The sequence below is a fragment of the Mesorhizobium sp. M2A.F.Ca.ET.046.03.2.1 genome (assembly GCF_003952425.1).
Lineage (GTDB): Bacteria > Pseudomonadota > Alphaproteobacteria > Rhizobiales > Rhizobiaceae > Mesorhizobium.
Window position 1 is genome coordinate 794,826 of sequence record NZ_CP034449.1, and the last position, 13,446, is coordinate 808,271.

Annotated in this window: 11 protein-coding genes; 10 read left to right on the forward strand and 1 reads right to left on the reverse strand. The window is 64.4% G+C overall.

Annotation, left to right across the window (positions count from 1 at the left end; genetic code table 11):
- Positions 1-48: 48 nt before the first annotated feature.
- From EJ072_RS03945 to EJ072_RS03975, 7 genes are all read left to right on the forward strand, one after another.
- Entirely contained in the window at positions 49-738 is a 690-nt protein-coding gene (locus EJ072_RS03945; RefSeq protein ID WP_126078650.1) for a GntR family transcriptional regulator, read from the forward strand.
- 15 nt (positions 739-753) lie between these two features.
- Positions 754-1,857: a mandelate racemase/muconate lactonizing enzyme family protein gene (locus EJ072_RS03950; RefSeq protein ID WP_126078651.1), complete on the forward strand. Its 1,104-nt coding sequence runs from the start codon at positions 754-756 to the stop codon at positions 1,855-1,857.
- A 1-nt stretch (position 1,858) separates the two neighbouring features.
- Positions 1,859-3,043 (forward strand): mandelate racemase/muconate lactonizing enzyme family protein, encoded by a 1,185-nt coding sequence (locus tag EJ072_RS03955; RefSeq protein ID WP_126078652.1) that lies wholly within the window; start codon positions 1,859-1,861, stop codon positions 3,041-3,043.
- Positions 3,044-3,283: 240 nt separating this feature from the next.
- A complete protein-coding gene (locus EJ072_RS03960; RefSeq protein ID WP_126078653.1) occupies positions 3,284-4,948 on the forward strand; it encodes an ABC transporter substrate-binding protein in 1,665 nt (554 codons plus the stop codon).
- Between the two features lie 70 nt (positions 4,949-5,018).
- A complete protein-coding gene (locus EJ072_RS03965) occupies positions 5,019-5,972 on the forward strand; it encodes an ABC transporter permease (protein WP_126078654.1) in 954 nt (317 codons plus the stop codon).
- Entirely contained in the window at positions 5,969-6,853 is an 885-nt protein-coding gene (locus tag EJ072_RS03970) for an ABC transporter permease (RefSeq protein WP_126078655.1), read from the forward strand. Before EJ072_RS03965 ends, EJ072_RS03970 begins: the two co-directional genes overlap by 4 nt.
- Complete coding sequence (locus EJ072_RS03975; RefSeq protein WP_126078656.1) at positions 6,846-8,873, forward strand: ABC transporter ATP-binding protein; 2,028 nt, start codon at positions 6,846-6,848, stop codon at positions 8,871-8,873. The genes EJ072_RS03970 and EJ072_RS03975 overlap by 8 nt, the downstream gene beginning before the upstream one ends.
- 106 nt (positions 8,874-8,979) lie before the next feature.
- On the opposite strand, the gene EJ072_RS03980 is transcribed toward EJ072_RS03975, so the two are convergent.
- On the reverse strand, positions 8,980-9,885 hold the full coding sequence (locus tag EJ072_RS03980; RefSeq protein ID WP_126078657.1) for a LysR family transcriptional regulator: 906 nt from the start codon (positions 9,883-9,885) through the stop codon (positions 8,980-8,982).
- A 128-nt stretch (positions 9,886-10,013) separates the two neighbouring features.
- Here EJ072_RS03980 and EJ072_RS03985 point away from each other — a divergent pair, with 128 nt between their 5' ends.
- The 3 genes from EJ072_RS03985 to EJ072_RS03995 all read left to right on the forward strand — a co-directional run bounded on the left by EJ072_RS03985 (position 10,014) and on the right by EJ072_RS03995 (position 13,415).
- Positions 10,014-11,672, forward strand: coding sequence for an ABC transporter substrate-binding protein (locus tag EJ072_RS03985; protein ID WP_126078658.1), 1,659 nt, complete (start codon positions 10,014-10,016; stop codon positions 11,670-11,672).
- A complete protein-coding gene (locus tag EJ072_RS03990; RefSeq protein ID WP_126078659.1) occupies positions 11,669-12,565 on the forward strand; it encodes a DUF427 domain-containing protein in 897 nt (298 codons plus the stop codon). The genes EJ072_RS03985 and EJ072_RS03990 overlap by 4 nt, the downstream gene beginning before the upstream one ends.
- A gap of 85 nt (positions 12,566-12,650) precedes the next feature.
- Positions 12,651-13,415: an SDR family oxidoreductase gene (locus EJ072_RS03995; RefSeq protein WP_126078660.1), complete on the forward strand. Its 765-nt coding sequence runs from the start codon at positions 12,651-12,653 to the stop codon at positions 13,413-13,415.
- Positions 13,416-13,446: the final 31 nt, after the last annotated feature.

Sequence of the window (13,446 nt, forward strand, 5' to 3'; positions counted from 1 at the left end):
TGTCGACAATCTGCTTGTCTTGCAGAAATTCCTCCCGGGGGTCGACCTATGGCAAAGCTGGATTTCGGTCCGATCGCGGATACGACGCGCAGGGCGGAGATCGTCGCCCTGCTCAGGCGCGCCATCCTGACCGGACAGCTGGAACCGGGGCAGAAGCTCAACGAGCTCAGGATTTCGGAACAGATGCGGGTGAGCCGCGCGCCGCTGCGCGAGGCGATGCGCGAGCTGGTGCAGGAAGGCATCCTGACCAGCATCCCCTATGCCGGAACCTTCGTCATCGACGTCACGGCCAAGGACATCATCGATGCCTATTCGCTCAACAAGGTGCTCGATGAATTCGCCATCGAGCTTGCCTGGCCGCAGCGCGACCCACGCTTCCTGGATGAGCTGGACCGCCGCCACGAGGCGGTGAAGCAGGCGACGCGGGCGGTGGACACCACGCGCCAGATCGAGACGGCGCTGCAGCTGCACGGGCTGATCTACGAGTGGGCCGACAATTCGGTGCTGCTCGAGACCTGGCAGCGGCTGACGAGCCGGCTGCAGATGTACTTCGCCCTGCATCAGCGGGCGCGCAACGAACCGGTGCCGGCCGAGGATGTGCACGAAACCTATGTGGCGCTGCTCAAAGGCGCCGACATGCGCGCCGCCCAGCGCCATGCGCGCGAGCATATCGATCTCGATTTCGAAGAGCTGCTTTCATACGCGCGCGGCCTCGAAAAGCGCACATCGAAGAACTGACAGACGGACAGCAAAGTGAAGATCGAGAGCATCAAGGCCTACCATGTCGTCCAGCCCTTCGTGGACGGGCCTTACCGCATGTCCAAGGGACGCGTCGCCGACTGTTTCGATGCGGTGATCGTCGCCATCACCTCCGACAGCGGTGTGACCGGCTGGGGCGAGATGGCGCCGCTCGGCAATTTCTATTCGGCCGCCTTCCCGGCGGGAGCGCGCGCGGGCGTGCCGGAAATCGCGCCGCATCTCATCGGCCAGGATCCGCGCGGATTTGCCGGCATCGGCCGGCTGATGGACACGGTGTTCAAGGGCCACCCTTACATCAAGTCGGCGCTCGACATGGCGTGCTGGGATCTCGCCGCTCGCGCGGCCGACATGCCGCTGGTGACCATGCTCGGCGGCCGCGAAAGCGATATGGCGGAGACCTATCGGGTCGTCACCCACGGCACGCTCGATCAGATGGCGGCTTTGGCCAAGCGGATCCTTTCCGAGGGCTGCCGCCGTCTGCAGGTCAAGGTCGGCGGCAATGTGCATGACGACATCGAGCGGGTGACGACTGTCGCCTCGGCGGTGCCCAAGGGCACGGTGATCTTCTGCGACGCCAATGCCGGCTGGACGCCCTACCAGGCGCGCCAGTTCGCCGACGCCACGCGAGGCATCGACTACACGTTCGAGCAGCCCTGCACCACTCTGGATGAGAACATGTCGGTGCGCCGCATGCTCGACAAGCCAATGGTGCTGGACGAATCCGTCACGTCCCTCGGCGAGATGCTGGAAATCCACCGCCGAGGTGCCGCCGACGGGCTGACGCTGAAGATCTCGCGGCTCGGCGGCGTGACACAGACACGGCTGATCCGCGACGTCGCCGTGGACCTCGGCTTCATGATCACCGTGGAAGACACAGGCGGCGCCGAGATCGACACCGCCGCCGTGGCGCATCTGTCGCTGTCGACACCGGCAGAGCGCCGGCTGCATGCCATCGCCTTCCACGAATGGGTCACGGTGCGCACGGCAAGGAACGCGCCACCGGTGACCGGCAGCCATATGGGCATTCCCGACGGCCCCGGCCTCGGCATCGACGTGGATCCGGGCCTGCTCGGCGAACCCTTCTTCGAGATCGGCTGACATGAAGATCAGGCGCGTCAAGGCAACCCCGATCAATTACCGGCTGGAGGCCCCTTATGTCTGGGTCTTCGGCGAGCTCGACGGCTTTTCGCCGACCATCGTCGAGGTCGAGACCGAGGACGGGCTTGTCGGCATCGGCGAGGCGCCGGCGCCGGGCGCGGCGGCCATTGTCAACGACGTGCTGGCGCCGAGGCTTGTTGGCCGTGACGCCTTCGACATCGCCGGCGCGGAGGAAGTCTGCCTGCCATTCTGGAGCGGCGTGCAGTCGACCAACGACCGCACCCGCATCATGGCTTTCGGCGCCATCGAGATGGCGCTGTGGGACCTGCGCGGCAAGGCGTGGAAGCAGCCGCTTTACCAATTGCTCGGCGGCGCGGTGCGCAAGGACATCCCCTTCACCGACTATTTCTCGCTGCGCGGTGATGGCGCCAGTGTCAAGGGCGAGAAGACGCCGGAGGAAGTCGCCGACTATTGCGTCGAACTTTATGAGCGCCACGGCACGACCTTCTTCGAGGGCAAGTTCTCGACGCATGATCCGAAAATTTCGATGAAGATGGTCGAGCTGATCCGCAGGAAGCTTGGCGGCGGCGCGATGATCCGCATCGATTCCAACCAGGCCTATTCGCTGGCGACCGCCAGGCAGTTGGCGCGGCCGCTGGAGGAGCTCGGCGTACGCAACTGGGAGGACCCGGTCGCGACCATCAAGGAGATGCGCGAGCTGCGTCGTCACACCTCGATCCCGTTCTCGACCCATAACATCGACGTCGCGCGGGCGATGGAGCTGAAGGTGCCGGATGCCTTCGTCGGCAACCCGACGGCGCATGGCGGCATCAACCGCATGCTGCGCTTCGTTGGCGCCTGCGAGCATGCCGGCATCGACTACTGGTGCTACAGCGGCGACACTGGCATCGGCAGCGCCTGCTACCTGCATCTGTGCGCCGCGCTCGGCTGGATCAGGGAACCCAACCAGTCGCTGTTTCGCATGCAGCCGATGGACATCATCGAAGAAGGCCCGTTCGCGCCCAAGAACAACACCGTGCCGGTGCCGGAAGGCCATGGCCTCGGGGTCACGCTGTCGCAAGAAAGGCTCGCCGCCTGCCATCGCGATTTCGTCGAGAACGGCCCCTGCAACAAATATCACGACCCGGAAAAGCCCGAGGCCTATCGCAGACTGCCGCTGAATTAGGAGGATGTCGAAAAGCTAGCAGGACTTATCCGGAAAAAGGCGGCCACAAGTCGCCTGGCCGACAGACAATTCATCAAGAAAATCTGACTTTTCCGTCCCAACCAGCGGATGGATCGGTCGGAACCGCATGCTACTGTATATCGACCGATACTGATGAGTGCCGGGACAGGAGAACTCCACGGAACTCATCAGTTGGAATGCACTCGCCAACCACAACAACTGGGGAAAGGGCATAGACCCATGAGCAAGAACTATCGCATTCTCGATCTGCTGCGGCGTGGCCGCACGCCCCTCGAAAACCATCTGATCGACGGCCTTGTCGACGGCCGCCTCAGCCGCCGCGAATTCGTCCGCCACGGCAGCCTGCTCGGCCTGTCGCTGCCGCTGCTCGGCCGCATCGGCATGGCCGCCGGCTTCGGCGCGACGCCTTCGCTCGCTCGCGCCGCAGGTGCTGCCGGCGGCACCATTCGCGTCGGCAGCAGCGTGCCGGCCGCGGCGATCGATCCCGTCACCATCGCCGACGCCGGCGGCCTGCTCGTCATGCAGCAAGTGGCAGAATTTCTTTGCGTCGACGGCCCGGACCTGGTGCTGAAGCCGGCGCTGGCGGAAAGCTGGAAGCCGAATGCCGACGGCACGGTGTGGACCTTCACGCTGCGCAAGGGTGTCAAGTTCCACTCGGGCGGCGAGATGAAGGCCGAAGACGTGGTGGCCAGCATCGACCGGCTCGCCGATCCGGCCAACTCGTCCAACGCGCTGTCGGTGTTCAGCGGCATCCTGCAGAAGGGCAACACCAAGAAGGTCGACGACTACACGGTCGAATTCCATCTCGATGCGCCGAACGGCAACTTCCCCTATATGGTGTCGTCCGACAACTACAACGCCGTCATCATCCCGGCGAGCTACAAGGGCGACTACGAGAAGAGCTTCGACGGCACCGGTCCGTTCAAGCTGGAAAAATACACGCCCAAGGTCGGTGCGTCCTTCGTGCGCAACGACGACTACTGGGGCGACAAGGCCCTGCCGGATCGCACCGAGTTCACCTTCTTTACCGACATCCAGCCGCAGATCCTGGCGCTGCAGGGCGGCCAGATCGACATCATCAACCAGATGCCGGTGCTGGCGGGCGTTGCGCTCCTCAACGATCCGAATTTTGAGATCATCAGCCTGAAGTCGGTGGCTCATCAACAACTGCATATGCATTGCGACGAAGGTCCGACGAAGGACGCGCGCGTGCGCCGCGCCATCGCGCTCTGCCTGGACCGCGAGAAGCTCGCCGCAGGCCTGATGAAGGGACGCGCGGCACTCGGCAACGACAGCCCCTTCGCCGCCGTCTACCCCTCGACCGACACCAGCGTGCCGCAGCGCAAGCAGGACATCGCCCAGGCCAAGCAGCTGATGGAAGCGGCCGGACTCGCCCAGGGCTTCAAAATGACGCTCACCACCGAGCGCTATCTGGAAATCCCGGAATACGCCCAGCTCATCCAGAACTGGGTCAAGGAAATCGGCATCGAGCTCGAGCTCAACATCCTCGACCAGGGCGCCTATTACGGCGATGCCGTGTTCGGCAAGTCGAACTGGCTGGATTCGGCGATGGGCATCACCGACTACGGCCACCGCGGCGTGCCCAACGTCTATCTGGCGGCCCCCTTGAAGAGCGACGGCACCTGGAATGCCGCCCACTTCAAGAACAAGGACTACGACCAGATGGCGGCGAGCTATATCGCGGCCCTCGACCTCGAGGCGCAGAAGGCCACTGCCGGCAAGATCCAGAAACTCCTGCTCGAGGAAACGCCGGTGGTCTTCGGCTATTTCTACGATTATCTGACGGCGACGGCGAAAGGCGTGACCGGTGTGCAGCCCACCGCCATGTCGCAGCTGTTCCTCGACAAGGCGTCGAAGGCCTGACGAGAGCGAACAAGCATATCCCTGACGGCCGGCTCTCCACGGAGAGCCGGCTCCAATAGGAGTATTCGCCATCCTCGTCTTCCTTGTCCGGCGCCTGGCTCTGTCGCTCGTCACGCTGTTTTTGCTCAGCGTCATGGTCTTCCTTGGCGGCCAGGTGCTGCCGGGCAATGTCGGGCGCGCCATATTGGGGCCGTTCGCCGACCAGCGCGCCGTCGATGCGCTCAACCACTCGCTCGGCGTCGACCGGCCACTGCTCGTCCAGTACGGCACCTGGATCTGGAATTTCCTGCATGGCGACATGGGCACGTCCTACATTTTCCGCGCGCCGGTCGCCCCCTTCGTCATCGATGCTCTGGGCAATTCGCTGAAGCTGGCATTGATCGCCTTTGTGCTGGTGGTGCCGATCGGCATCCTGGGCGGCGTCATCGCCGCGCTCAATCTCAACCGGCCGCTTGACCGCATCATCAGCCTCGGCGGCCTGTCGGTGACGGTGCTGCCGGAATTCGTCACCGGCATCATCCTGATCCTGATCTTCGGGGTGTGGCTGCGCTGGCTGCCGATCGCCGCCGCATGGCCGAAAGGCGCCGGCTTCTTCACCCAGATCTATTACCTTATCCTGCCCTCGCTGCCGCTGTTCCTGGTGCTGTTCGGCTATATTGCCCGCATGGCCAGGTCCGGCATGATCGAGGCGCTCGATTCCGACTATACGCGCACCGCCGTGCTCAAGGGCCTGCCCTGGCGGACGGTGATCTGGCGCCATGTGCTGCGCAACGCGCTGCTGCCGACCATCACGGTGATCGCCACCCAGACCGGCTATCTGATCGGCGGCCTGGTGGTGATCGAGACGCTGTTCCGCTACCAGGGCATCGGCTCGCTGATCTTCACCGCCGCGCGCGGCAAGGATTTTCCGATGCTGGAAGCCGGCATTCTCACCATCGGCATCGTCTATGCGGTGGCGACCTTGGTCGCCGACTTCCTCTATTCCGTGCTCAATCCGCGCATTCGGCTGGGGGCAGAGCAATGAGCGCGACGGACGGCCCGTCCCTTCCCGCAGTCCAGGATACTGTTGCGCGGCGCAGCGCTTGGGGCGAGGTGCTGCATTCGCTCGTGAGGTCCCCCACGTTCCTGACCGGCCTGGGCATCCTGCTGTTCTGGGTCATCTGCGCGCTGTTCGGCGAACATTTCGTGCCCTACGATCCTCTCGACGCCGACATCATCAACACGCTTGCGCCGCCATCGGCCGACCACTGGTTCGGCACCGATCAGCTCGGCCGCGACGTCTTCTCACGCGTCATCGTCGGCTCCCGCGACATCCTGACCGTGGCGCCGCTGGCGACGATCCTTGCGACTATCGCCGGCACCGCGCTCGGCCTGGTCATCGGCTATTTCCGCGGCATCGTCGACGACATCGTCAGCCGCGTGCTGGAAGCCTTCATGGCGATCCCAGTGGTCATCATCGCGCTGCTCGCCATCGTCGCGCTCGGCACCTCGAAGATCACCGTCATCGTCGTCATCGGCCTGAGCTTCGCGCCGATCATCGCCCGCACGGTGCGCTCGGCGGTGCTGGCCGAACGCGAGCTCGACTATGTCGCCGCGGCAAAGCTGCGCCATGAAGGCGCGCTGCACACGATGTTCGTCGAGATCCTGCCCAACGTCATCCCGCCGATCCTGGTCGAGACGACGGTGCGGCTGGGCTACGCCATCTTCGCCGTGGCCACGCTTTCCTTCATGGGCTTCGGCATCCAGCCGCCCTCGCCCGACTGGGGCCTGTCGATCTCTTCCAATTACGGCATGATCGGCGGCGGCTTCTGGTGGACGGTGCTGTTCGATGCCTTGGCCATCGCCTCGCTGGTGATCGGCGTCAATTTGGTGGCCGACGGCGTGCATGGAGCGTTCAATGACTAACCAAGCCGCCAACGCGCTAGAACTCAAAGACCTTTCGGTCGCCTATCGCGTCGGCCGCCGCGATCGCGCGGTGCTGCGCAACGTCAACCTGACCATCAAGGCCGGCGAAGCCTACGGGCTGGTCGGCGAATCCGGCTGCGGCAAATCCACCGTGGCGCTTTCCGTGGTGCGTTATCTGCCGCGCAACGGCTCGATCACCGGCGGCTCGATCGCGCTCGACGGCAAGGACGTAATGAAGCTCGATGGCGAGGCGCTGCGGCGTGCCCGCGCGGACAGCGTGTCGATGGTCTACCAGGACCCCGGCAAGGCACTGAACCCGTCGCTGCGCATCGGCCGGCAATTGACCGAGATCTTCGAGCTTGCGGGCATCAGCGGACAGACGGCTGAAGACAAGGCGCTCGCCATGCTGAACCGGGTGCGCATCTCGGATCCGGCAAGCGTCATGCAGCGCTATCCGCACCAGCTCTCCGGCGGCATGCAACAGCGCGTGGCGATCGCCATGGCGCTCGCCAACGACCCCTCGATGCTGATCCTCGACGAGCCGACGACCGGGCTCGACGCCACCGTGGAAGCCGAGGTGCTCGACCTGATCGGACAGTTGCGGCGCGAGTTGTCGGCGTCGATCCTGTTCATCAGCCACAATCTCGCCGTCGTCTCCAACATGTGCGACCGGGTCGGCGTGCTTTATGCCGGCATGCTGGTCGAGGAAGGCACGACCAAGGACGTCTTCAACGATCCGCGCCATCCCTACACCGTGGCGCTGCTGCGCTGCCTGCCGCGCGGCGGCCAGCGCAAGGACCAGGGCCGGCTCGACACCATCCCCGGCTTCCTGCCCGGCATCGGCGCCACCATCACCGGCTGCGCCTTCGCCGACCGTTGTGCGCTGGCCACCGAACGCTGCCGCGCCGAGCCGCCGCCGCTCTACGATCTCGGCGAGGGCCGGCTGTCGCGCTGCCACTACCATGACAACGCGCAGTCGTTGCCGCGTGCCACGCCCGCCGAGATTCCCGCTGTCGCGCCGAAGCAGGCGCCGCCGGTGCTGCAGGTCGAAGGGCTGAACAAGACCTATGCCAGCCACGGCCGTCCGCTGCGGGCGGTGAAGGATGTCTCGGTCAGCCTGAGACCCGGCGAGACGCTCGGCCTGGTCGGCGAATCCGGCAGCGGCAAGACGACCTTCGCGAGGCTCCTGCTCGGCCTTGTCCCGCCCGACGACGGCGGCTCGATCGAGCTGGAAGGCAAGAAGCTGGCGCCACGGCTTGCCAGCCGCTCGGAGGATCAGGTCAAGGCGGTGCAGATCGTCTTCCAAAATCCGGACTCCGCGCTCAACCGCTCGCATTCGATCCGCCATATCCTCAGCCGCGCCCTGAAACGGCTGGGCGGGCTCACCGGCAAGAAACTGGACGCGCGCCTCGAAGAGTTGGTCCGCTCGGTGCGGCTCACCGACCGGCATCTGGCGGTCAAGCCTCGCCAGCTGTCAGGCGGCCTGAAGCAGCGCGTGGCGATCGCGCGCGCCTTTGCCGGCGATCCGCGCATCGTGGTCTGCGACGAACCGACCTCGGCGCTCGACGTCTCGGTGCAGGCGGCGATCCTCAATCTTCTTGCCGACCTGCAGTCGAGGCAGGATGTCTCCTACATCTTCATCTCGCACGACCTCGGCGTGGTGCGCTACCTCTCCGACAAGATCGCCGTGCTCTATCTCGGCCGCATCATGGAGTTCGGACCTTCGGAAGCGGTGTTCTCCGGGCCGCATCATCCCTACACCGAAGCGCTGCTATCGGCGGTTCCAAAGCTCGACCGCACCGAGAGCTCGCGCATCCGCCTCGACGGCGAGATCCCGAGCGCGGCCAACCCGCCGACGGGCTGCGTCTTCCACACACGCTGCCCGCGCAAGATCGGCGCGATCTGCGAGACGCAAGAGCCGGAGCTTTCCGAGGCCCAGCCCGGGCATACCATCCGATGCCATATCCCTTACGACGAACTGGCAAGGCTGCAAAAGCCGAAGGCCGTGGAGCCGGCGTGATCAGAATGCCGCCGCGCCTAAAGCGCGTCGTGATCTTTCAGATCGCTCCATGCGCTTTAGGTTTTTGATTTGACGCATGTCTTTATCCTGAAACCGGCCCCGACTTTCAGGAGACATGCCTTAACATACTGAAGGCGCGGTCGCTCTCCGCGAAAGCCTGATCGTTGGACAGGTTCCTGGCGAGCGTACGTAGGCCCGTGAGCGCGATGTCGAGGGCGTCGGAAGAGGCGGGGTTTTCCGGATAGGCAAGATAGATCGGGCGCTGGAATACCGGCGTGTCCTCGACGCGTCTCAACTCTCCGCGCTGGATATGAGTGCTGACCGCACTCAGCGGCAGATAGGCGGCCGCTTTCTGCGACAGGACGTGCTGCAGGCCGATGAAGACCAGCCCGGCCGAGATCGCCGGCTTCACCATTCCGGCAAAGGCGCGGTCGTGCTCGACGCGGAACTCCAGCCCCCAGTCCATCAGGATGTAGTTATTCGTCCACGATCCGAGCTGATCCCTGTGCTGGACGAGAACCACCTGATCAACGGCCAAGGTCTCATAGACGATGCCCGGATGCGGCCTGGGCAGATAGAGGATGCAGATGTCGAGCAGGCCTTCGGCCATCTGGTCGATCGCCAGATCCGGGAAGCTGCCTTCCAGCCTGAGCGCCACGTTCGGCCGTTTCGCGCGCATCCAGTCGATCCAGGGCGAGGTGATGCTGTCCCAGAGATAGGCGGGCGCGGTCAGCCTAAGCAGCGTCTCGTAGCCATCGGGAACGGCGATGTCCTGGCGCGACTGCTCCCAGGTGCGGGTGATCGTCGAGGCATGCGGCAGGAACTGCCGGCCGGCCGGCGTCAGCGTGACGCCGTCGCTGTCGCGCACGAACAGTTTTCGCCCCAGCTGTTCCTCCAGGCCGCGAATGCGCGCGCTGATGGTCGACTGGGCGAGGTTCAGCCGATGGGCCGCCACGGTGAAGCTGCCATGCGCCGCGACCTCCAGGAAACTGCGCAGATTTTCGGTATCCATGGTCCCCTGCCCCGTGAGCTACCGCCATCGAAATCTTCGATGGCCTCGATCAGAAAATATCGCTTTCCGGTCGCGGTCAACAATGGCCTAAATGCCAAAGCCCCTGCGACAAAACAAGGTATGCCGTCATGCCGAAGCATTTCAGGACGATCGACGCCGCTCGCAAAACCCTCAGCGCAATCGAAAATTCCGCTATCGACGAATTGCTCTCCGGCAGGATCGGCCGGCGTGAATTCCTGCGCCATGGCAGCGTGCTCGGCCTGTCGCTGCCCTTCCTCGGCGGCATCGCTTCGGCTGTCGGCCTCGGCGCTCCGCAAGCACGCGCCGAGGGCAAGCCCGGCGGCACGGTGCGCGCCGGCATCGCCGTGCCCGGCGGCGCCATCGATCCGGTGACTTTCTACGACAGCGGCAGCTACCAGCTCGCCTTCCAGACGTCAGAGTTCCTGTGTGTGACGCAGCCCGACCTGACGCTGAAGCCGGTGCTGGCGGAAAGCTGGTCGCCCAATGCCGACGGCAGCGTGTGGACCTTCAAGCTGCGCAAGGGCGTGAAATTCCACAATGGCGAGGATTTCAAGGCCGACGACGTCGTGGCGACCTTCGACCGCCTTGCCGATCCGAACGGCCCCTCCAACGCTCTCTCGGTGTTCAAGGGCCTGCTGTCGAAGGGCGGCACGCGCAAGGTCGACGACCACACGGTCGAATTCCATCTCGACGCGCCGAACGGCAGTTTCCCCTATTCGGTGTCGATCGACAATTACAACGCCGTCATCCTGCCGGCGAGCTACAAGGGCGACTACGAGAAGACCTTCGAAGGCACCGGTCCGTTCCGGCTAGAAAGCTACACGCCGAAGGTCGGCGCGACCTTCGTGCGTAATGCCGACTACTGGGGCGAGAAGGCGCTGCCCGACCGGCTGGAATTCAAGTTCTATGGCGACGTGCAGCCGCGGATTCTCGCGCTGCAGGCGGGCGAGGTCGACGTGCTCGACGCCATCCCGCTCGACGTCAGCCAGGTGGTGCTCGGCAATCCCGACATCACGGTGCTGCGCGTGGCGTCCACCGCGCATCGCCAGCTGCATATGCGCTGCGACATGGCGCCCTTCACCGACAAGCGCGTGCGCCAGGCGCTGGCTCTGTGCATCGACCGCTCCAAGCTGGTCGACGGACTCTGCCGCGGCATGGCGGCGACCGGCAATGACAGCCCGTTCGCGCCGGCCTTCCCGGTCACCGACAAATCGATTGCCCAGCGCACGCAGGACATCGCCAAGGCCAAGCAATTGATGGAAGCGGCCGGCCTTGGCAGCGGCTTCGACATAACGCTGACGACGCTGCGCTATTCCGACATCCCGGGCTATGCGCAGCTGTTCCAGAACTTCGCCAAGGAAATCGGCGCGCGCATCGCGCTCAACATCGAGGACCAGGACAAATATTACGGCAAGGCGGTGTTCGGCCAGTCGGACTGGCTGGACAGCCCGCTCGGCATCACCGACTACGCGCATCGCAGCGTACCGAACGTGTTCCTGAAAAGCCCGCTGGTCAGCGACGGGTCGTGGAACGCGGCGCATTTCAAGAACGCGACCTATGACGGGCTGGTCACCGGCTACCTCAAGGCGCTCGACCTCGACGCCCAGCGCAAGGCCGCTTCCGACATCCAGAAGCTGCTGCTCGATGAGACGCCGGTGATCTTCAGCTATTTCCCGGACCTGCTGGTACCCGTGCGCAAGACTGTCAGCGGCGTGCCGCCGATCGCCGCCGGCCTGCTGCTCGATCGCGTATCGGTGGCGTCATGACCGTGACCGCGCGAAAGAACCCGGCAGCAAACGACGAGAAGAGGACGACGACCATTCGCAAGCCCCATCTGCGCGGCCGCGGGCCGCATTTCCCGATCCTCGACGGCATCGTGCAGTACGAGTTCGAACCGGGCTATGTCGCCTTCACCATGCCCTCGCCCAAGCGGATCAGGGTGCAGGTCGGGCCGATGATCGTCGCCGACACCACCAAGGCGCTGGTGTTCCAGGAGAGCGACCATCTGCCGGTCTATTACTTCCCGATGAGCGACGTGCGCGAGGAGTTCCTGCTGCCCAGCCGCACGAAGACGGAGGATCCGTTCAAGGGTGTCGCCACACATTATTCGCTGAACACCGGCATCACGCTGGTCGAGGACGGCGCCTGGCGCTACCTCGATCCAGTCAAGGGCTGCCCGCCGATCCAGGACTACATCTCCTTCTACTGGCCGAAGATGACGCACTGGTTTGAAGAGGACGAAGAGATCTTCGTCCATGCCCGCGACCCGTTCCGCCGCGTCGACTGCCTGCCTTCGTCGCGGCGCGTGCAGGTGATCCTCGACGGCGAGCAGGTGGCCGATTCACGACGCGGCGTGTTCCTGTTCGAAACCGGACATCCGGTTCGGCACTACCTGCCGATCTCGGACACGCGCCTCGATATGTTTGCGCCCAGCCGCTACATCTCGCGCTGCCCCTACAAGGGCATCTCCAACTACTACCATGTGACGACGCCGAAGAAACGGCACGAGAACCTGGTCTGGTATTATCCCGAGCCGGTGCATGAGGCCGAGCGCATCAAGGCGCTGGTGTGCTTTCATCACGAGCTGGTCGACAAGATTCTGGTCGACGGCGTGGAAATTCCGAAGGAAGCGACGGCGGCGTCGGACGGATATTTTTGAACCTCGAGCCCTGTGGCCGGCCAGATCAGGCCGCTTGATCGAGGCGTCATTCAGCGCATACCTTCCGGTAATCAGGGAGGGTGCGATGGATCTTTTCAAACTGGACGGCGGCGTGGCGCTGGTGACGGGCGCCGGCAGCGGCATTGGTCAGGCGATCGCGATCGGGCTTGCCGAGGCCGGCGCCGATGTCGCCTGTTTCGGTCATGCCTCGAATGGCGGGCTTGAGCAGACTGCCGAGAAGATCAAGGCGCTCGGCCGCAAGGCACTGATGCTGACGGGGAGCGTGACGGCCGAGACCGACCTCGCCGCGGCGATCGATCGGGTTGAAGCCGAACTCGGCGCGCTGACGGTTGCCGTCAACAATGCCGGCATAGCTGGATCGGAAGCGGCCGAGACCATGCCGCTGGAAAAATGGCGCAAGGTGCACGAGGTCAATGTCGCAGGTGTGTTTCTGTCCTGTCAGGCCGAGGCACGCGTCATGCTTCCCCGGCGTGCGGGCTCCATCATCAACATCGCCTCGATGTCGGGCACCATCGTCAACCGCGGGCTGACGCAGGCGCACTACAACTCATCCAAAGCCGCCGTCATCCACATGTCGAAGAGCCTCGCCATGGAGTGGGCGGATCGTGGCCTGCGCGTCAATGTCGTCAGCCCGGGCTACACGCTGACGCCGATGAACAAGCGGCCGGAGGTCGCGGAGGAGATAAAGATCTTCAAGCGCGATACGCCGATGGGGCGTATGGCGGCGCCGGAAGAGATGGTCGGGCCGACCGTGTTCCTGGCCAGCCGTGCGTCCAGTTTCGTGACCGGCCTCGACCTGATCGTCGATGGCGGCTACGTGTGCTGGTAGGCTGATGGGGTGTCTCGAGAGACGCCCACCT